This is a genomic window from Wolbachia endosymbiont (group B) of Melanostoma mellinum, from assembly GCF_947251465.1.
In the GTDB taxonomy this organism is placed as follows: Bacteria; Pseudomonadota; Alphaproteobacteria; order Rickettsiales; family Anaplasmataceae; genus Wolbachia.
The window spans coordinates 172,719-195,807 of sequence record NZ_OX366366.1; the positions used below are offsets into that span (position 1 = coordinate 172,719).

General features: G+C 35.6%; 4 protein-coding genes. 1 reads left to right on the top strand and 3 read right to left on the bottom strand.

The features are described from left to right. Positions 1-8,673: a Tc toxin subunit A-related protein gene (locus tag OPR42_RS00785; protein WP_265041529.1), complete on the top strand. Its 8,673-nt coding sequence runs from the start codon at positions 1-3 to the stop codon at positions 8,671-8,673. 12 nt (positions 8,674-8,685) lie between these two features. Here OPR42_RS00785 and OPR42_RS00790 read toward each other — a convergent pair whose 3' ends face one another. From OPR42_RS00790 to OPR42_RS00800, 3 genes are all read right to left on the bottom strand, one after another. After that, positions 8,686-22,170: an ankyrin repeat domain-containing protein gene (locus OPR42_RS00790; RefSeq protein ID WP_265041530.1), complete on the bottom strand. Its 13,485-nt coding sequence runs from the start codon at positions 22,168-22,170 to the stop codon at positions 8,686-8,688. Between the two features lie 153 nt (positions 22,171-22,323). Continuing rightward, entirely contained in the window at positions 22,324-22,695 is a 372-nt protein-coding gene (locus OPR42_RS00795) for a helix-turn-helix domain-containing protein (protein WP_264336193.1), read from the bottom strand. A gap of 34 nt (positions 22,696-22,729) precedes the next feature. After that, entirely contained in the window at positions 22,730-23,062 is a 333-nt protein-coding gene (locus OPR42_RS00800) for a helix-turn-helix domain-containing protein (protein ID WP_264336194.1), read from the bottom strand. Positions 23,063-23,089 lie beyond the last annotated feature (27 nt).

A 23,089-nucleotide genomic window follows, 5' to 3' on the forward strand; every position in this document is an offset into this window, starting at 1 on the left:
ATGACAACAGATAGCAACATGGTTGAAACTATATTTAAGACTAAAGAAGGTTATAACGAATGTGATCATTGCCAATCGGTCTTAAGCCCAGCAGCTTATTTTGTTAAGCTAGTTGAGACTATTGAAAAGTATATTCCAGGGCATAAGCTTAAAGAACGTCGTCCTGACTTATTTGAGCTTCCACTAGATTGCAACAGTACAAATAAGACAAAATTATACCTAGAGATTGCTAATGAGATAATGGAGAAGAATCTAGATAAGAAACTAGGTGGCAATGCGCTACAGAAGTTAGCAACAGCTAAATATCCATTTAATCTGCCCGCTAATTTTCCTTTGATTAGCATACGTGCTTACCTCGAAAAACAAGGCATTACCTTAACTGATCTATATAAGACGCTAAAACCAGATGCTGACAATGTTGCAGAATCTTTGAGTCTTTCACCAGAAGAATATAATCTCATTATTGATGCAACAACAACAGATTCACATTTAAATGAAGTTTACGGAATAGATAAAAGTGAATTGAGGGAAGCTGAAAAATTCATTGCTCAAACCAACATAGACTACAATAAATTAGATCAGCTAATTGACTGCTATAATAGAATTGATCCTACCAATAAGCTAATTATCAATTCTGGTACTATAGATAACATAGATCAGGCATTAGAATTTTTACATCGCTTTATTCGCCTTGCAAACAAACTTAATTGGTCGTTTGATGAATTGTGTAATCTATTGCTTGCAATTGATAAGAATGAAGTTGACGCAGGTGCTCTTAACGAGATAAGCAGAATAAAAAGCTTACAAGAAAAATTGAAAAAGCCTTTAAGTGAAGTGTGCAAGTTATATTCTAATGCTTCCATATCAATAGAAGGAAGTAAGAGTGAAGAAGACGCAAACAATGCAGCAGAATCTCTATTCTTTTTACAAGGAGTAAAAGAATCAGACTTAAAGAAAATTTATGGTATAGAGGAATCTTCTGAACCATTTAAAGAAGAAAATTTTGATGAATTCATTGCAAGAACTGGAGCAAAACGTCAGGAAGTGGAACGGCTGCTCAGTCAGTCTACTACTCACGGCAAAAAAGCTAAGAAGCAAGAAAAAATTAGCGTCAAAGAGCAAAAATTTCTACACAACTTCTATCAGTTAACTGAAAGGTTTAAACTGTTGTTTAAAAAGTTAGGTGAATTGACTCAGGCTCTACCAAAGGACCTTGTTACAAACATAGATAACAGCACTATATTACAAAAGATTTGGAACATCAGTAAAGAAGAACTGACTTCTTTGATTAATTATAATGACAAGGTATCAAGCAAAATTGGAAAATCGCTTATTTTAGAAGTAAACAAACAAATTCTGCTAGCAAGGTTGATGAATATTTCAATAGCTGAAGTTATACAGATTTTACTACAGTTAAACATTAGTGAGCTAACAATAAACAACGTAGAGCACGTTATTGAGTTAAGCGATTGGTTAAGCAACAATTCCATCACTATTGAGCAGTTAAGTACACTAGTAAATTCTTCTGCGCTTTCTCATAAGTATACAGAACAGGTAAGCAAAATATGTGAAGAACTGGAAAGGGATCCGAAGCTAAAACGTGATGAAAAAGCCTTTCATAACTTAGTACTGCAATATATAGGAGAACAGCTTAATGAAGAAGGACTAGCTGCAACACATGAGTTTACAAAAAAACAACCAACAAATTTACAACTACTAAGACTTGAATCATTAGATAAAAGTATCGTTCATGATGTAGGAATCATTGGTCAAAAGGCTGTTTTTCTTGGAGAAAGCAAAGTACTTAAAAAGGATCTTGTAGAGCATGCAATTAGTGAGCCAAGAGAGAATGTTGCAGTAGCAACGGTTGGTGCAAAGACTATTTTCTTTGGCGGTAAGAAAAGTACAAATGAGTATTCTAAAAAAATCGATATTTATGATGAAGATACCGGAAGATGGTCAACTAAAGTAGCTAGTGAGGCGCGTGACAGTGCAGCAGTAGCTGTTGTTGATAATAAAAAAGCTATTTTTCTTGGTGGCAACAAAAACGATAGAGAATGTTCTTCGAAAATAGATACTTACGATGTTGTAAGTGGAGAATGGAAAGAAAATGTACCTAATGCAAGTGAAGCACGGTCAAATGCTTCTGTTGGGGTGATTGGTGATAAAGCTATTTTCTTTGGCGGCGAAATAGGCCAAGAAAGGTCAAGTAAAATAGATATTTACGAAAATGGAAACTGGACAACACACATAGCAAGTGAAGCTCGTTCAAACGCATCAGTAGCTATAGTTGATACAAAAGTTATTTTCTTTGGTGGAAATAAAGGTGGTAACCAACCTTCTGCTAAAATTGATATATACGATGCAGCAGATATTGACATTTATAGAACTGATCCAATGAAACGTTGGACAACATATACAGTTGGTGAAGCACGTGAGAATGCGTCGGTTGCTATAGTTGATGGGAAAGCTATTTTCTTTGGTGGTAAAGCAGATCAAACTAAGTCTAATAAAATAGATATTTATGATGCTAAAACTGAGAAATGGTTAGCAGCTGATTATACAGCAAGTGAGGCACGTGATACAGTATCGGTTACAATTGTTGGTAAACAAGCTGTTTTCTTTGGTGGGTGTAAGGGTAATCAGCAATACTCTAAACATATAGATGTCTACGATAGCCCTACCAACAGCTGGAAAAAAACAGATGAAATTAACGAAGCACATGAGAGTGTATCAGCAATCGTAATTGGTGCAAAGGCTATATTCTTCACAGGAAAGAAAAGTACAGGTCAAGTGTATATTTATGATTCCACTAGTTATTCTAAAGATGAAGATATAGCTAAAAGTTGGATAAAGCGCACTGCAAAAGAAACAGGAATGCAAGATGACCTGCTCTTAAATATTGCAAACAGCACAAAATACTCTGGCAAAATAGATATTTATGATGATACAGCCAAATCCTGGAGAGCTATTGACCTTTATAAACCTGATAAGTGCAAGTCAATAAGAATACATAATAATATAGCAACTTTAACTTACCAAGGTACGGAAAGTAGCGCATATGATCGTACATATACTGTAGGCTTGTCTATAACTTATGATGCAACAATAGAAGAGCTTTTAAACAATGCTACTGTGTTTACAATGCTTAAAATGGATGCAGAAGATATTACAAATCATGCAAGTGCCTATAAGCTAAAAGCAACGTGGACAGAAGAGCAGATAAAAACTCTTGCAAATTACAAAGCATTACAAAATGAATTTTCTGGTAATGAACTTACTCTATCACAATACGCAGAATGGCTACGTGACAGTTACAATGAAAGCAAAGTTACAGAAAAAATAGCACAGCTTACTAATTGGGATAAGAAGATTCTAAATGAAATGAATGAAATTGATGCATTTAAAAAGTATTTCAGTAAAGAACATAGCCCTCTAGATTCTTTGCTAAAAATCAAGTCTTTTATAGACATGTCAGAGCAAGCGGCAATTGATGGCAAAATTCTGTTGGAATTAAAGAATCTGCACAGTTTGTCAGCATCTACTGGGTGGAATACATATGACAGTGCTGCAAAAAAACTACAATCATCACTCAGTTTTGTGGAAGGAGTGAAGGAGTATCTAGAGGATCAGAAGCGCAATATTTTAGCAAATTATATGATACATGGTCGCAACAGTACCGGTAATAAGATGTATACAGGTATCGAGAATATGCGAAACCTATACTCGTTTCTATTGATTGATGTTGAAATGAGTGATTGCTCAAAAATTTCTCCGCTCAAAGCAGGACTCAATAGCCTTCAACTTTATATTCACCGTTGCATATTAGGACTAGAAGAACGAGCTACAGTTAGCCAAGAATTAACTGAAGAAATGTGGGATTTGTTAGATAATTATAGAGAATGGGAAGCAACTAAGAAAATTGCTTTATATCCTGAAAATTATCTAGACCCAACGCTGCGTAAATCCGCAACAACAGAGTATAAAGCACTACAAAACACTTTGATGCAAGGTAACCTTACAGACGAGGAAGCAGCTAATGCGTACATTAAGTATTTTGAAGATCTTTCACAACTTGTTAGCTTAAAAATAGTTGATACTTATTACCTTGTAGACGAAAAAGCAGAAGGAGATGAAGATAAGAAGAAAGTAGGAAGTGAAAGTCAAAATGAAGGAGGGAAATTATATATTTTAGGTCGAACAATAGCTGAGCCATATACTTACTATTATCGTATTGGTAATTTTCAAAGTGGTACAGAAGAAAGCCCACAAAAATGGGGGCCTTGGGAAAAGATTGAAGTGCAAATACCAGTTAGTATAGCAAGAGTAATTCATGCATTTGGTAAGATATTTGTTTTCTGGCTACAAAAAACTGAGAAAGAAAAACAGATTGATGATGTGTCAATTGATGACTCTACTCTGAGTGTAAATTTTGCTTTTAAGAAAGTTGATAATAGCTGGTCAGCTCAACAAAAATTGCCATACAGCATTGCTAGAAACTATGAATACGAGGAAAAAATAAGAGGACATCTAGAGTCAATATCCTTACACACACAACACATAGCAGGAAGATCGGAGAATGATACAGACAATAACTACTGTAGAGATGAAATAACAAAAGAAAAAGCTTTAATAAAAAATGAGGTTAAGAGAGTAAAGGGTATCAAGTTCTATGGAAAACTAAAAGTAACTTTTAAAAACGAAGGGTTATCAATTACATCCATGGAGAACGGTTTTGACAATTTAAAATTTACTCTAAACAACAATTTTCATCTTACTAATATCTCTGAACATACTTGGGCAGAAGAAGAGTATGAGCTTAATAAGGCTTCTAACTTGTCTAGTGCATTAGCAAGCGTTGAAAGCCTATATCAAGAGAAAAAAGAAAAATATGATAAAGACATTTTAGATAAGAAAGAGCAACTGAAAGCAAAAGAATCAGATATAAGTAAGTCTAAAAAGACTAGAAGTACACTACAAGGAGACCTAAATAGTAAAGAAGTGGAAAAGCAATCCTTACAAAATGGGATAAAGCCTGTAGAGAAAATAGATGATTTAGAGCCAGAAGTAAAAAATGTGGAAAAGTCATTAGATGAATTGCCACAGGATTTACAAGATAATTTGGAAAGAGTATCGGTAGAGCAAGGAAGAATACAGGAAGCAGTAAATAATTTAGAGAAGAGGCTGAATAACTCAAAACAAAAAGTAGAAGAGCAACTGGCAGCACAATTAAAAATTGTAACAACAGAAGAAGGAACTTTGAAGTCGAGCATAGAACGATTAACAGGAGAAATAGAAAGTTTGAAATCAAGTAAAACAGGCGTTACAGACCAAACCCAAATAAACACTTTGGATGCACAAATAAGTGCGAAAGAAAAGGAAAAAGAAGAGTATGAAAATCAGAAACGTTCTTTGACTGTACTTAAGCAATTTAACAGTTTAGGTCAAAAAGCAACAGTGGATGCTAAGGTAGAAGAGCTAAAGAAAGAAGTAAGTGGTTTTGAAAATGAATTAAAACAGGATGGTATAGATCAAGCTAAAAAAGATGAGCTAAATGCAAAAATAAAGTCAAGGGGTGACAGAATAAAAGAATTTAATAATAGAGAGTTATTCTTAAAAGCACAGCAAAAATTCACAAAGTTAGCAGCAGATATTATAACTATAAAAAATAAGATAAAAACATTAGCAGATATAAAAGATAAGAAAGATAAGGTAGATGAATTAGACAAACGAATAAAAACAGAAGATATAGAAATAGAAAGGTTAAAAGGAGAAGAAAAGGATTTGAAAGATGAGATAAAAAATTTAGAAGACAGAAAAGAAAAACATTTTGAAGAGTTAAATGAACAAGAAAAACAAGATAGAGCTGAGGCAAAGAAACTGTTCATTTATGAAAAAAGCATATCAAATACAGTAATCGATTTTATAGATGAGTTATATACAAAGGCTTATATAGAAAGGTCAGGAGCAATTTTAGCTCCAGAAGTGCAAAACCAAATGCTTGATTTTAAAGGGTTTTATGGGATATATTTATGGGAGATATTCTTCCATATACCGACGCTGATTGCATACCTTTTCAATCAAGAGCAAAAGTTTGCCGAGGCACGTAAGTGGTACCAATATATCTTCAACCCTCTCAAAAAGGGATGTGATGCATGGCAATTTATTCCTTTTAAAACTAAACGTGATGAAAAACAAGACAATAACAATAAAAAATGTGATAGTGGAAAGTTAGTGGATTCACTTGATTCATACAAGGAGGCTGATAAGAAAAAAACTTCTCATGAAAAGTATATAATAATATCATATGTAGATAATCTAATTGACTGGGGTGATTTCGAATTTTCTAAAGGGACATGGGAAAGCATTAATAAAGCGACAATGCTTTATATCAGAGCTTGGGACCTTCTTGGGGAAAGACCAAAAAGGAAAGGAAAGTTCAAAGTTAAATCTAAGGATATATGTGAATTGTCAAACGATAAATACGATATATGTAAAATAGAAGCAAGCGCTCCAAAAAACATTGTTCAGAATACACAAAATCGCCCTAGCGCTGCTGTAATTGACCTTACTACATATTGTGGTTACTTCTGTACTCCAGAAAATAAAAAATTTACCAATTTATGGAATACGATCGAAGATCGTCTGTATAAGATAAGACATTGCTTGGATATTAAAGGTAAACGTTTAGAACTTCCTTTATTCCAACCATCAATTGATCCAGGGCAATTAATTAGTGCTGCAGCCGGTGGAAGTACTATAAGGTTATCAAAAATAGCCCAAGTGCCTCATTACCGTTTTAAGTACATGATTACTTATGCTAAATCAATTGCTGATACTGTTACTCAAATTGGTTCAGAGCTATTAAGCGTTTTAGAGAAAAAAGATGCTGAAGCTCTTACTTTGCTTTACAACAAGCAAGAGGGAATAATGGCAAAATTAATGATGATCATGAAGGAAAAGGCCATTGAAGGATTAAAAGAAGAAGCTAAAGCACTTAATGCAAGTTTAAGCAGTGCAAGAAATCGTAAATCCCACTATGAGAAGTTGATTGAAAAAGGCTGGTCTGCTCTTGAGATTTCTTCAATGGCCACATCTGTAGCTTCAACTATTACATTAACTGCAGCAGGTATTGCTAGACAAGTCGCAGCACCAATACACCTTATCCCTACAATATTTGGCTTTTCTTGTGGAGGTTTTCAACCTGGTAGCTCTGCAGATTCAATAGCACGTGGGCTTGAAATATTTTCTAGCGTGGCTGGTGCTCTTTCACAGAACCTTAGTACTTCAGCAAGTTATGAAAGAAGAGCTGAAGATTGGGATTTGCAGAAGACTATGGCAACTTATGATACTGAACAAATTAGCTATCAAATAGAAGCTAACAAGATAAATCAGGCAAACGCTGTACAAGACCTTAAAGCTCACGAGGAATCAATCAAGCAAATCAGAGAAAAAGAACAATTCTTTAGAAGTAAATTTACCAACCAAGAACTGTACAGTTGGATGAAAGGTGAGCTTAAAAGTTTATATATTAGGGTTTATAGACTTGCACTGGAAATTGCGAGGCAAGCTGAATGGGCTTATCAGTATGAGATTGATAATGATAAAACATTCATTCAACCAGGACACTGGAACAGTTTAAAAGAAGGTCTACTTTCAGGGCAAAAACTAAAATTTGATCTCGAACAGCTTGATAAGGAATATCATGATACCAATGAAAGAAGATTGGAGATCAACAAAGTCATTTCACTAAAACATCTTGATCCTATAGCACTTTATGAGCTTAAAACTAAGGGAAAATGTAAATTCTCTCTCACGGAAAAAATATTTGATCTTGACTTTCCTGGCCACTATGCTCGTAAGATCAAAGATATAAAGATTACTATTCCAGCAGTAGTTGGTCCTTATGAAAATGTTCATGCAAGCTTGCAACAAACAAGTAACCACATAATACTAAAAAGTGAGGGGGCAATAAATGCTATAAAATACTTATTAAACCCAGGTGAAGAAGAACAACCTGAAAATGATCTTTTAAGAGCTAACTGGAAACCAAACCAAGAGATTGCGATTTCAAGATCTGATCAAGATAGTGGACTATTTGAACTCAGCTTTGGTGATGAACGTTACTTACCATTTGAAGGTACTGGTACAGTTTCTACTTGGGAGCTGAGCTTACCTCAAGCAACTAATAGGTTTGATATTAGCACTATTTCTGATGTGATAATTCATTTGGACTATACAGCTCTAAATGGAGGTAGAACTTTGAGCAAACAGGTGAAAGATCTTAATCAAATAAAGTATTATCAAGGTACGTTAGTCGTAAATCTAAGTTCGGTCTATCCAGAAGAATGGGAAAAATTTAAACAACAAGCAAAAGGACGTTCTTCTGAGCTAAAATTCAAACTATCCTCTGAGATTTTCCCCGTTCACGTCAAAAATCCATCTGTTGATTTAGACGGAAAAAATAACATTTGCGTTATACCCACTACACCAGATATGAGTCGAATAACCATTAAGATAAATAACTATAATTGGGAACGTAATTCTAAAAAGATTGTTAATCCTTCACTTACAATTGGTAGTGATTGGAGTATTAAAATCAACAATGCAGATATAAGCAAAATCGAAGAAATAATGATTATGGTCCCTTATAAAGCAACGATTAATTGGTAACTTCTATACCTGCTATTTTAATAACGAGTAGCAGGTCTCTTTGCTTTTTTCATTTGTAATACCTTTTTCTATAAGAACACTCTGCATGTAAGTAGGAACTTGAATGCTATTATTGAACATGCTTTGCGATTCAGCGCTATTTAATATTCGGTCTTTTTCATCGTTATAGGCTTTTTTAAATCTATCGATTTGCTTTTGACTTAAATTTTGTGGAAATGCCCTGTCTACATATGAATCTAAAAGACTAGTAATTGCATCATAATTGCCACTTGTAATTTTTGCTGTAATAGTTTTTTGTACTTCTAAAAAATCAATTCTTACTGATTTCCATGCTATAGCACTGCTACAAGCTGCTTGCTTCATTACTTGCTCTAGCTTTTCCACTATACGTAAAGTACAGCCTATTATCTCCCCTTCTGATAAAGTATTACTTTCATAAGCTCTGCATGTCATGTTACATTTATTTCCATTGAACCAGCTGTACAGTATGTAATAAAGCATCATGTCTGCATTACTGATATTCTCAAGCTTTTCTTGAATAATAGGTGTAGCTTTGGCCGTATTACTCGATAAAAATGGTTGTTCAGTATTAGGTACTGGCTGTGAAAATAGCCAACCTTTTACCAAAGAAACTAAGCTACCTATCAGCGAAGAGTGCCTGCCTGCACCACTGCTTTGAAACTGATCTGCAGTAGCAAAAATATGGCGACTATGCCTGATGTTAGCAACATGCTCTTTTTCTTCCAGAGCTTGGCTTAAGTATTCTACTACACTTACACGGTTTGCAGAAATAGCTACATCAAGTGGATTTTCATGATCAATACTGAGAAGATTAATATCTGCTTCTTTTTCCTCTACAAGAAACTTGACGGTTTCTAAATGACCTTTACTGGCAGCATAATGAAGAGGCGTCCAATTGTCTGCACCTACCTTATTAACACTTATTCCTTTATCAAGGAAAAATTTTACAATATCTTTATGTCCATTTTCAGCAGCAATATGTAGAGGCATTTTACCACTCAGATCAACAGCATTAATATTTGCTCCTTTCTCTTCTACTAAAAACCTCACAGCTCCCAAATGACCATGCCTTGCAGCATAATGTAATGGCGTCCAATTATCCTGACCCAAATCATTAACATTCATTCCCTGTTCTATTAGAAGCCCTATAACTCTTTGATACCCACGCTCAGCAGCAACATGTAAAGGTTTTGCGCTATTTGCATCTACAGCATTAACATTTGCTCCCTCAGCTAAAAGGGACCGGACAAAATCCAAATTACCAGAATGAGCAGCATAATGTAATGGTGTCCACATTAAACTGGTATCTGGATCATTAACACTGAGCCCTTGTTGTACAAAAAACAGTACAATGTTTTTATGTACATTATTAGCTGCAGAGTGTATCGGTCTTTTTCCATCATCACTCACAGCTCTAATATCAGCACCTTCTTCAACTAGAGGTTTAACAACTTTCAAGCGACCATTACGAGCAGCATAATGCAAAGGTGTTAAGTGCTGATGATCAACATCATTAACATTTAATTCTTTTTGTATAAAAAACTCTACAACATCTTTATGTCCATGCTGGGCAGCAATATGTAAAGGTCCAGCACCATAAACATCTTTAGTATCGACAACATTTCTATCTTGACGAACAAGAAACCTAATAACCTCTAAAAGTTTACTATCATCAATGTGTTTATTATTCCTGCCTTTAGCAGCATAATAAAGAGGCGTCCAATTGTCTTTGCCTTTGTCATCAACACTTAGCTGCTTTTGTACAACAAAAAATTCTACTATATCCTTATGACCATACTGAGCAGCATAATGCAAAGGTTTTGCATTGCTAGAATCCTGAGCATTGACATTTGCTCCTCTGCTTACAAGAAGTTTAACCACCTCTAAATTACCACCCTTGGCAGCATAATGCAGTGGGATTTGACTATCTTTGTCTTGATAATTAACATTTAATCCTCTGCTAAGGAAAAACTCAACAGCGTTTTTATGTCCATGTTCAGCAGCAATATGCAAAGGATTTACACCATTAACATCAAAAGCAATAATATTTGCTCCTTTACCAGCAAGAAATTCAATGACGTTTAAGTTGCCACTTTTAGCAGCATAGTGCATCAGTGTTCTATTATTCTTGTCTTGGTCACTAACACTTGATTGTTTTTCTACAGTAAAAAACTCTACAATATCTTTATGACCATTTTGTGCAGCAATATGTAAAGGTTTTAAATTGTTAGAATCTTGAGCATTGATATCTGCTCCTCTAATGATAAGGAATTTTATAACTTCTAAGTTACCACTCTTAGCAGCATAGTGTAATGGCGTCCACTTATTCTTATCTAAATCATTGACACTTAATCCCCTATTGAGGAAAAACTCTACGATATCTTTATGTCCATACTCAGCAGCAATATGCAAAGCCTTTGCTCCACTTCTCGTCTGATCATGAATATTTGACCCAAAGTTAACAAGTAGTTTTACAACTGCCAAGCTACCTCCTTTAGCAGCTTCATCGAGCGGAGTAAGATAATCTTTATTATCTTTGGCACTGTTATCAGCTTTCTTTCTAAGGAGAAACCTGACAATCTCTGAATCACCACCTTGAGCAGCTTGGTGCAATGGTGTTAAATCATTATTATCTCTAGAGTTAACATCCGCGCCTATATTAAAATAGTGTTCAACCTTTCTAAAATCTTTCTGGCTTATTGCAGAAAATAATCCCGCATTTGCAAGAGCTTTTATGACTTCTAGGTGGCGATTTTCCGTAGCAAGTTGTAGCGGTGTCTTGCCATGAAAATCTTGAACATTAATATCTGCCTCTCTTTCTATAAGCAACTTCACAACCTCTGAATAACCAGCATCAGAAGCATAATGTAATGGTGTCCAGCTATTCCAACCTGCAGCATTAATATCTGATCCTCTGTTAACCAAAAATTCTGCTACGCCTTTATGGCCATATTCAGAAGCGACATGCAAAGGTCTTATATAATCATACCCAGCATTAACATCAGCTCCTTCTTCTACTAAAAATTTTACAAGTTTTAGATGATTTCCATAAGCAGCATAATGAAGAGGTGTCCAATTATTATGACCATAATAATTAACATCCGCTCCTTCCTTAAGATAATCTTTAACTTTTTGTATCTCGTTCCTTCCTGCAGAACGGAACATAGCCTCATTTGATAATAAGTCACAAACTTCTCTATTCTCTTTCTCCTTAGCAAGTTGTAATGGTGTTTTACCCTCTGAATCCCTTACGTCAATGTCTGCTCCTTTTTTTATTAGTAACTTTACAAGCTGTAAATAACCTTCCTCTGCAGCATAATGCAATGGCATTTTATTGTTTTTGCCTGGTTCATTAGCACTTGCTCCATGCTCAAGCAAGAAATCAACAATATTTTTGTGCCCATTCTTAGCAGCAACATGTAACGAGCTTTCACCGCTGGTACTTTTTATGTTTAGGTTCGCTCCTTTACTTTGTAAAAACTTTATCATTGATAAGTCACCATTTTCTGCTGCAATATGCAACATTCCCCATCCCCACCTGTTAGTCACATTAACATCAGCTCCGCTAGTAAGATACTCACTAATCTTACCATGATCTCCCTGTTTAACGGCGTTAAATAATGCCTTATCCTGTAACAATTTAATAACCTCAGGGTCAGTTGCAAGTTGCAATGGCGTATTTTCTTCAGAATCTTGAATATTAATATCTGCGCCTTTCTCTATCAAAAGTTCTACAACTGCTGAATGGCTTTTCTCAGCTGCTTGGTGCAAAGCTGTTTTTCCGCTTGCACCCTTGTCATCAATTTCTCTATTTTTCTCAAGAAAAAACTCTACCACATTCGTATGACCGTACTGAGCAGCAATATGTAATGGCTTATTTCTATTAGCATCCTTAAGATTGATGTCTGCATCTTCTCCTACTAGAAATTCCACTACTGCCAAGCGTCCATGCCTAGCAGCATAATGTAGTGGTGTCCAATCATTTCTACCACGATCATTAACTCTTTCTCTACCTTGTAGCAAAAAGCTTACTACATCTTTATGCCCATTCCTTGCTGCATAATGCAGAGGTTTTGCATTATAAGATTTAGCATCAACATTTGCTCCTTGTCCCTTGAGAAGCCTAACGATTTCAATGTAACCTTTGCTAGCAGCATCGTGCAACGGTGTCCAGTCATTTTCGTCTTTGTAATTAGGGTCAGCTCCTTCAGCAAGATATTGTTCAACTTTACTTAACTCTCCTTGTTTCACAGCATTAAATAATGCTTTATTACGCAACAATCTTGCTGCTTCCTGATGATTTTTACCACTTGCTAACTGCAGTGGTGTTTTGTCGTCAGTACTTTTAGCATCAATATCTGCTCCTTTTTCTATCAGAAACTTTACAACCTCTGGATACCCTTTGTCAGCAGCATAGTGCAGCATAGTCCAATCATTATTACCTTTATCATTAACACTTAGCTTATTTTCATGCCACCTGAGGAAAAACTCTACAATGCTTCTGTGACCACTGTCTGCAGCAATATGTAAAGGCTTATTTCCTTTGGAATCTTGAGCATTAACATTTGCCCCTTTTGCTACAAGAAGTTCTACTGTTGTTAAACCACCTCTACTTGCAGCATAGTGAAGCGGTGTCCATCCATTTTGACTTGCATCATTAACACTCAGTCCTGCTCTTTCTTCCCTAAGAAAGAACTCTACCACACTTTTACGACCACGGTCAGCAGCAACATGCAGAGGCTTGTTACCACTTTGATCTTTAGCATTAATGTTCGCTCCTCTTGATATTAAAATCTCAGCAACTCTTAGATGCCCTCTACTTGCAGCCTCATGTAATACTGTCCACCCATTCTCATCCGAATAATTAACATTAGCTCCATCATCAAGACATTTCTCAATATCCTGATTCTTACCCTGTTTCACAGTATGTAATAATACTTTATTTTGTAGCAATCCTTTAATTCGTTTTTCAGTAGCAAGCTGTAATGGCGTTTTATCATCATGATCGGTTGCGTCAACATCTGCTCCATTTTCTATAAGGAATTCTGCAACTTCTGGATGGTTATACTTGGCAGCATAATGCAGTGGTGTCCAATTATTTTTGCCCCTATCATTAATGCTATCACCTACTTCATTTGCACCATTTTTTCTGCTGAGAAAATATCTTACGACTTCTAGAGAACCGCTTCCAGCGGCAATATGCAAAGGTTTATCTCCATCTCTACTTTTAGCATTAATATTCGCTCCCTTCTCTTCCACTAAAAACCTGATTAATGGCAAATTATTTCTTACAGAAGCAGCATGTAAAAGCCCCCATTCCCACCTATTAGTAGAGTTTATATTAGCTCCATCTCTGAAATATTCTTGTGCTCTAACTAAATTTCCTTCTTTCACAGCATCAAAAAGCGCTTTATTTAACAATAACTCCTTAACTCCTTCATCGTGGGCAAGTTGTAGAGGTGTTTTACCACCAGAGTTTTCTGCATTGATATTTGCACCTCTTTCCAATAAAAGCTTTACGACTTCTGGTTCACCTTGCTCAGCAGCATAATGTAGAGGTTTCCAGCTATCTTTACCTAAATCGTTAACACTAAGTCTTTTATCAAGAAAAAACTTTACTATATCCTTATGCCCATTTTTTATAGCAAGGTGCAGAGGTTTATTTTCACCAGCATCTTTAAGATTAATATTCGCATCTTTCTCTTCCACCAAATATCGTACAACTTCAAAGTGATTATTCTCAGCAGCATAGTGTAGTGGTGTTTTATTATCTTTTCCTTTATCATTAACTCTGCCGTTAAGTAGAAGCTTTACAATCTTTATGTGGCCATATCGTGAAGCAATATGTAAAGGTTTGTCGCCGTCAGAATTTTCAGCATCAATGCTTGCTTCTCTTTCTACTAGAAGCGAAGCTATTAGCAAATGACCCTTTTTAGCTGCGTAATGTAACGGTGTCCAATCATCCTCACTTAGAGAATTAGGATCAGCTCCACTATCAAGATATCTTTGAACTTGAGTATATCCTCCTTGTTCTAAAGCATCAAGTAGTGCCTTATTTTGTAATGATCTGACAATTTCCTGATTACCACTTACAAGCTCCAAAGGTGTTTTACCTTGAGCATTCTGAATGGTAATATTTGCATCTTCTTTGACAAGAAAGCTGACTATTTGTGAATAGTTGTTTGCGCTAGCATAATGAAGTGGTGCCCAATCGTCTTTGCCTCTATCATTAACATCCATGCTCTGTTTGTTAATAAAAAACCTTACGACCTGCTGATGGCCATTCTTAACAGCAATATGTAAAGGCTTATCCTTGTCAACATTTTCAGCATGAATGTCTGCCTGATTGTCTACCAAAAATGTTATAACTCCTAAGTTTCCATCCTCAGATGCGTGATGCAGAGGAGTCCACTTATTTACATCAGTTGCATTGACATTAGCTTCATACTTGATTAAAGGTTCAACTATATTTAGGTAGCCATTTCGTGCAGCATGGTGAAGCGAAGTTCCGTTAATTTGATCCCTATAGTCAACCTCAACTCTTGTGCCGTTAACTTCCTTGTTAAGGTACCTTGTTACCTCCAACACTTTATTTTGTCTTACAGCATCAAACAGCCCTTCATTTAACAAGAACTGAATGACCTCAGAATCACTTGCCAGATCTACCGGTGTTTTACCTTGAGACTCCTGAGCATTAATATTCGCTCCTTTCTTTACAAGAAACTTTACAATCTCGATATGACCTTCTTCAGAAGCATGGTGTAAAGCTGTCCAATTATTTCTATCCTTAGTATCAACAGCAGCTTCTTTTTCTTCAATCAGATACTGTACAACATCAAGCTCATTGTTCATAGCAGCATAATGAAGGAGCGTCCACTTATTTTCTCCTTGTTCACTAACACTTAATCCTTTTTGTTCGATAAAAAATTCGACAATATCTTTGTACCCATTTTTTGCAGCAATGTGCAAAGGTTTTTCTCTACTATCTGTTCTTGTATTAATATCTGCTCCTTTTGCTACTAAAAACTCTGTAATTCTTAGATAATCATTAAGAGCAGCATAATGTAGCGGTGTCCAGCCATTTGAGTCTGAATAGTTGATATCAACTTCATTCTCAAAGAAACCCTTGACTATATTAATATCATCGTCAAGGCCGGCCTGTTTTACAGTATTAAGTAGTTTTCTACTTCGTAATAATTTTGCAATCTCTTTATGGCTGCTCACGGCAAGTTGCAATGGTGTTTCTTCACTTAAACCCATAGCATCAATGTTTGCTCCTTTTTCTATAAGAAATTTTACTACCGGTAATTGATTTTCATAAACAGCATAGTGAAGCGGTGTCCAGTTATTTTTTCCTACTTCATCAATACTTGCTTGCTTACTCAAAAAAAGCTCTATCACGTCACCTTTACCATGAGCGGCAGCAAGGTGTAAAGGTGTATTCCCGTCAGAATCTTTGGCATTAACAAGATTTGAGTCTTTATTGATAAGTTCCGTTGCCAGCGTTTTATAGCCCAAGCTAGCAGCGTAATGTAACGGCTGCCATCCGCTTTCCTCGTACGAATAATTCAGATTATCCGCACTTTGAATATATTCTCTGACCTTTGATATATCATTTTGCCTTATGGCATCAATCAATGCCTTGCCCTGCAGCATTGCTTTAACTTCTTGTCTATTCTGAGCAAGCTGCCCAGCAAGTTCAAGCGGAGTTACACTATTAGAATTTTCAGCATAAATATCTGCTTCTTTTTTTATTAAAAACCTCACAAGATCACTGCTACCTTTTTTTACAGCATGATGTAGCGGTGTCCAATTATCCTTACCACGATCATTAACGTTCATCCCTTTTTCATTAAGAAAAAACTCTACGATATCTTTATACGCCATACCAGAAGCAATATGTAAAGGCTTATCTCCACTATGGGCTTTAGCATTAACATTAGCCCCTTTTTCTTCTACCAAAAATCTAATAAACTCTAAATCATCCACTTCTCTATTGGCAGCATGGTGTAGTAAAGACCAACCATTCTGATCTGAGTGATTAATGCTGATTCCATTACTAAGATATTCTTCAACCTTATCATGATCACCTTCCTTTACTGCACCAATTACTTTTACTGCGTTAAATAGCCCTTTATTCAGTAACAACTGTGCAATGGACTGATGACCCTCATCTCTAGCAAGCTGTAATGGTGTTTTACCATCTGAGTTTTTAAGATTAGCATCTGCTTCTTTTTCTATGAGAAGTTGTACAACTGGCAAATGCCCACCTTTTGCAGCATAGTGTAGTGATGTCCAGTTGCTTTTACCTTTGTGATTAATACTTGCTTTCTCTTTTTCAAGAAGAAGTTCAACAACATCTTTGTGGCCATAAGCAGCAGCAAGGTGTATAGGTTCATCGCCATCTGAGTTTTTGGTATTAACATTAATTGAATTACTCTCTATTAGTTTTGTTGCTGATCCTTGATGGCCAAGTTTGGCAGCGTAGTGTAATGGAGTCCAGAGATTTTCTTCGTATGAATAATTAACATTAGCACCTTTATTAATATACTCACTAACTCTCGATACAATGTTCTGCTTTACAGCATCAACTAATGCTTTACCTAACAACACCTCCTTAACTTTAGTTTCTTCACTCTTAACGAGGTCTAAAGGGGTTGTACCATTAACGCTTCTAGCATCAATGTTTGCTCCTCTTTCTTTTACTAGATACTCAACAACATCAAAGTGATCGTCTAAAGTAGCATAATGGAGTGGTGTCCAATTTTCTTTTCCTAGCTCATCAACGCTTAACCCTTTCTCCTCAAGAAAGAATTTTACAACATTTTTGTGTCCATTCTTTGCAGAATAATGTAGCGGTTTATCTCTATCGTCAGTTCTGGCATCTACATTTGCCCCCTTTTCTATCAAAAATTTTACGATTTTTAAATATCCATTAAGAGCAGCATGATGAAGCGGTGTCCAATTACTTGAATTTGAATAATTAACATCAATTTCGTCAGTAAAAGAACCTTTAAGATCATCACCAAGATCTTCCTGTTTCACAGTGTTAAATAATGCTCTACTCCGCAACAATTTTGCCACTTCCCTATGACTATCTCCTTTCTCAACAGCAAGTTGCAATGGCGTTTCTTCGCTTAAACCAGTAGCATCGATATTTGCTCCTTTTTCTATAAGAAATTTTACTACTGGTAATTGGTTTTCGTAAGCAGCATAATGAAGCGGTGTCCAATCATCTTTTCCTTTACTTTCAATCAGCGTTTCTCTAGGTTCTTGAAGAAAAAATTCCACAATATTCTTGCGACCATGGGCAATAGCAATATGTAAAGGGTTACTATCATCAGCATCTTTAGCATCAGTAATATTAGCATTATTATTTATAAGTGTTTCTGCAGATCTTTGATAACCAAGACTAGCAGCGTAATGTAATGGAGTCCATTTATTATCCTCATATGAATAATCAACTTTAGCTCCTTCTTTAATGTAATCTCTGACCTTTCTTACATTATTCTGCCTGACAGCATCTATTAAAGCTTTGCCAAGTAGTTTAGGCTTAATCCCTTTGCCATCTGCGAGCTTCAATGGAGTTATATTATTATAATCTTCTGCATAAATATTGGCTCCTTTTTTTATCAAAAACTCCGCAAAGCTTTCACTGTCTTTATGAACAGCATGATGTAATGGTGTCCAATTATCCTTCCCTCGATCATTAATATCCAATTCCTTCTCGTCCACAAAGAACCTTACAATATTTATATGTGCGTGGCTGGAGGCAATATGTAGTGGTTTGTTACCATCGTTAGTTTTAGCATCAATATTTGCTCCTTTTTCTACCAAAAATCTGACAAATTCGTCATCATCTATGGTTCTATTAGCAGCATGATGTAGTGGAGTCCAGCCCTGAAGGTCTGAGTGATTAACGTTAGCACCAGCATCAAGATATCCTTTAACCTCATCAAGGTTTCCTTTTTTTACTGCTCCAAATACTTGTTCAAATAGAGCCTCATTCAATAATAGTGATACAATTTCTTGATGTTCTCTTTCTCTTGCCAATTCTAGCGGTGTTTTACCATCGGAATTTACAGCATTAATATCTGCTTTTTTTTCTATTAGAAATTTTACTATTGGCAAATGTCCACCTTCAGCAGCATAGTGAAGGGGTCTCCAATCACTTTTGCCCTTATTATTTACGCTTAATAACCCTTTTTCGTTTTTAAGAAGAAGCTTCACAATATTTTCATGCCCGCAAGCGGTTGCTATGTGTAAAGGCTCATTATTGTCAGAATCTTTAGTATCAATAACAGTGGAGTTGTTATTGATGAGTACTTCCGCAGAACTTTGATAACCTAAGTGAGCAGCATAATGTAGTGGTGTCCACTTTTTATCTTCATATGAATAATTAAGGTCAGCTCCAGAGGTAATGTAATCTCTAACTTTTTCTATATCATTTCTTTTAACAGCATCAATTAACTCCTTACCCAGCACTATCCTTTTAATTATTTCGTAACTTCCATTTTGAGCAAGTTGTAGCGGTGTCTTATTGCTAGAGTCAAGACTTTCAGCATTAATATTTGCACCTTTTTTTATTAAAAATTCTGTAAGCTCTAGCTTACCTCCAGAAACAGCATAGTGCAGTGGTGTCCACCTGTTTTTTCCTTCTTCATCAACACTTAATCCTTTTCTCTCTATAAAAAACTCCACAACTTCTGTGTGTCCATGCTTAGCAGCAACATGTATGGGCTTTTCCCTATCATTGGTTATAGTGTTTACATCTGCTCCTTTTTCGACTAAAAACTCCACAACTTTTAAATCACCATTGGAAGCAGCATAATGCAGTGGTGTCCAATTATCCAAACCCGAATAATTAACATCAATCTCACCTGTAAAAATAATCTTGATACTGTCAAGGTCATCATTAAGACTCTCTTGTTTTACAGCATTAAATAATGCTCTGCTTCGCAGTAATTTTGCAACTTCCTTATGGCTATTACCTTTTTCCTCAGCAATTTGTAAAGGCGTCTCATCGTTTAAGCCCTTGGTAGCAATGTTTGCCCCTGTTTCTATAAGAAACTTTACTACTGCAAGATGACCTTTATCAGTAGCATAGTGCAGAAGCGTCCAACCATTTTTTCCCTCGCTTTCAAGAAGCTTAGCCTTACTTTCACTTAGATGCTCTCTAGGATTCTTAAGAAAAAATTCCACAATATTCTTGTGACCATATTCAGCAGCAATATGCAAAGGGTTGCTATCTTCAGAATCTTTAGCATCAATAATAGTAGCATTGTTTCTTACAAGGACTTTTGCTGACCTCTGATAGCCCAAACTGCCAGTATAGTGTAATGATGTCCACTTCCTATCTTCATATGAATAGTCAACATTTGCCCCTTTCTTAATATGATCACTGACTTTTGTTATATCATTCCTCTTGACAGCATCGATTAACGCCTTGCCCAACAATATGCCTTTGATTACCTTACCTTCAGCGAGATCTAATGGTGTTTTGCTATTAGAGTTCTCAGCATAAATATCTGCTTCTTTTTTTATTAAAAACCTTACTAATTCCTCACTTTCCTTATTAACAGCATAGTGTAAAGGTGTAAAATTTTCCTCTCCTCGATCGTTAATGTCTAAACCCTTTTCGTTAATAAAAAATTTTACAGTATCTTTATATGCATTGCGAGAAGCAAGATGTAAGGGTTTATTACCATCATGGGTAGTAGCATTTACATTTGCCCCTTCTTTTACTAACAGTCTGATAAGCCCTAGAGCTTCTGATGTTCTATTAGTAGCATGGTGTAGTGGAGTCCAGCCGTTACGGTCTGAATGATTAATTTCAGCACCATTATCAAGATTCCCTTTGACCTCATTAATATTACCTTCTTGAACTGAGTTAATCAGTGCTTTGTTTAATAGCAATTTTACAATTGTCTGATGATTTTTGTCCTTGGCCAATTGTGATGGCGATTTCTGATTAGAGTTTTTTGTATCAATGTTTGCTCCCCTTTCAACTAATAGTTTTGCTACTCTAAAATTTCCTTTATCAGCAGCATAGTGAAGAGGAGTGGAAGCGTTCTTGCCTTCAATGTTAATATCTGCTCCTCTCTCTAGCAACAATTCTACAATATTTTCCTTGCCATAATCAGCAGCAATATGTAAAGGTGTGTTATTTTCAGAGTCTCTAGCACCTAAAGTGGAATTATTTACAAGCAATTCCGCTGATCTACGATAGCCTAGGCTAGCAGCATAGTGTAACGGTGTCCATTTATTCTCTTCACTTGAATAATCAACACTTGCATGGTCAATACCAATATATTCTCTAATTTTTTGGATATTATTTTGCTTTACAGCATCAATTAACATTTTACCTAGCAGAACCCTTTTAACATCTGAATCGCTGGTAAGTTGGAGTGGAGTTTCACTTTTAGCGTCTTCGGCATTAATATTTGCACCCTTCCCTACTAAGAACTTAACGAAATTTAAATAGCCTTTACTAGCCGCATGATGAAGTGGTGTTTTTCTACCCTTGTCTCTAGCATTTATATCAATACCTTCTTTCTCTACTAAAGCTTTTCCAAGTTCTAGATGAGTTTTATTAGCAGCATAGTGCAGCGGTGTCCAACTATCCTTACCTTGATCATTAACGCTTAACCCCTTTTCATCAAGAAAGAAATTTACGATATCTCTGTATCCATGATCAGATGCAATATGTAATGGTTTATTCCCATCAGAATCTTTAGCATTAATATCTGCTCCTTTTTCTATTAAAAATTTGATAAAGTTGAGGTCCTCAGGACTATCATCAACAGCATAGTGCAGTGGCATCCAGCCATTGTTTTGACTTGCATAATTAATATTGGCACCGTTATCAAGCTGAGTTTCCACTCCGTTTCGTTCTCTTTTCTTTACAACAGCAAGCAGTAGTTCATTTCTTAGTAAGCTTGCAACTTCTTCATGTCCTCCATCATTTGCAAGTTTCAGTGGTGTTTCGTTATCAGAGTTTTTAACATTAATCTCTGCTCCTCTTGCTATGAGAAATTCCACAATTGATAAATGCCCTTTCTTTGCAGCATAGTGCAATGGAGTTGATTGATCCGTGGTTTTAGAATTAATATGTTGTTGTTTTTCTATTAGAAGCTTTACAATCTCTAGGTACCCTTTATTAGTAGCATAATGTAAAGGTGTCCAATTATCCTTGCCTTTTTCGTCAACTTCTACTCCTTTATCAAGAAAAAACTTTACAATATTTTTATGTCCAAAATCAGCTGCAATGTGAATGGGCTTGTTTCCATCGTTAGTTTTAGTATTAAAACTTACGCCTTGATCACTTACTAAAAATTTTGCTACTTCTAAGCTGCCAAACTTAGCTGCATAGTGGAGTAAGCCCCAGCCATCTTGGCTAACAATAGTAAAGTTATTTCCTATCGCGTTCTTATCATTACGCTTTATACCCTCTATTATATCTCCAGATATGGTCATCTCTAGCCTCCAGAATCTCTATTAACAAATCCTCACTAAGACCGCTAAAAACTTTATCAGTCAATATTCTAAGTATTGTATATATCCCAAATATTTTATAGCGTAAACCTTTATTTTAAAAAGATCATACTCTTTTATACTTGTAAGTTTGCATTATTTATTAGCAAGAGCCTTTATCACTAAATGAACAATATCACGTAAAGTTTCATCCTTAATTTTTCTATATTCTCTTACTAATCGTGATATTTCTTCGCTGCTCACATCACTATGGAAAGCCTTATCATGTAAATCCTCAGAGGTTTTTGTAAAAAAATATGACATATCAACTGACAAAGCTTCTGCCAATTTATACAACCTATCAACTATAAGCCTTACCTCCCCAGTTTCATATCCTTGTATATGCTGAAATGAAATTCCAAGCTTTTTTCCCAAGTCTCTTTGGCTGAGACCACACATTAACCTTCTTTTCCTTATTCTTTCCCCTATTTGTTTATCAATAGGATGTTGTTTAGCTTGTACAGTCATTTATTGACATCCTAATTCATATATTAAAGTAATACTAACTTTCGTTAGAACTTTGAGAAAAAGATTTTACCAATATATAAACTGCACTACGTAACCTTTTGCTCTTAATTTCGTTATATCCTTTGACTAACTTTAGTATTTCTTCATCATAAGCTTCATGTGAGTCAGTGTGCATATCAGTAAAAAAGTTAGCAACATCTATCGATAGTGCTTTTGCTAAATCATATAATCTACTGGCCAAAACACAATTTGAACCATTTTCGTACTTTTGTATCTGTCTATACGAAACACCTATTCTCTTTCCCAATTCGGTCTGTGTCAAAGCACGATCTAACCTAAGTTGTTTTATTTTTTTACCTAATTGCACTTTTCACCTCTTATTCAAATTTACAAC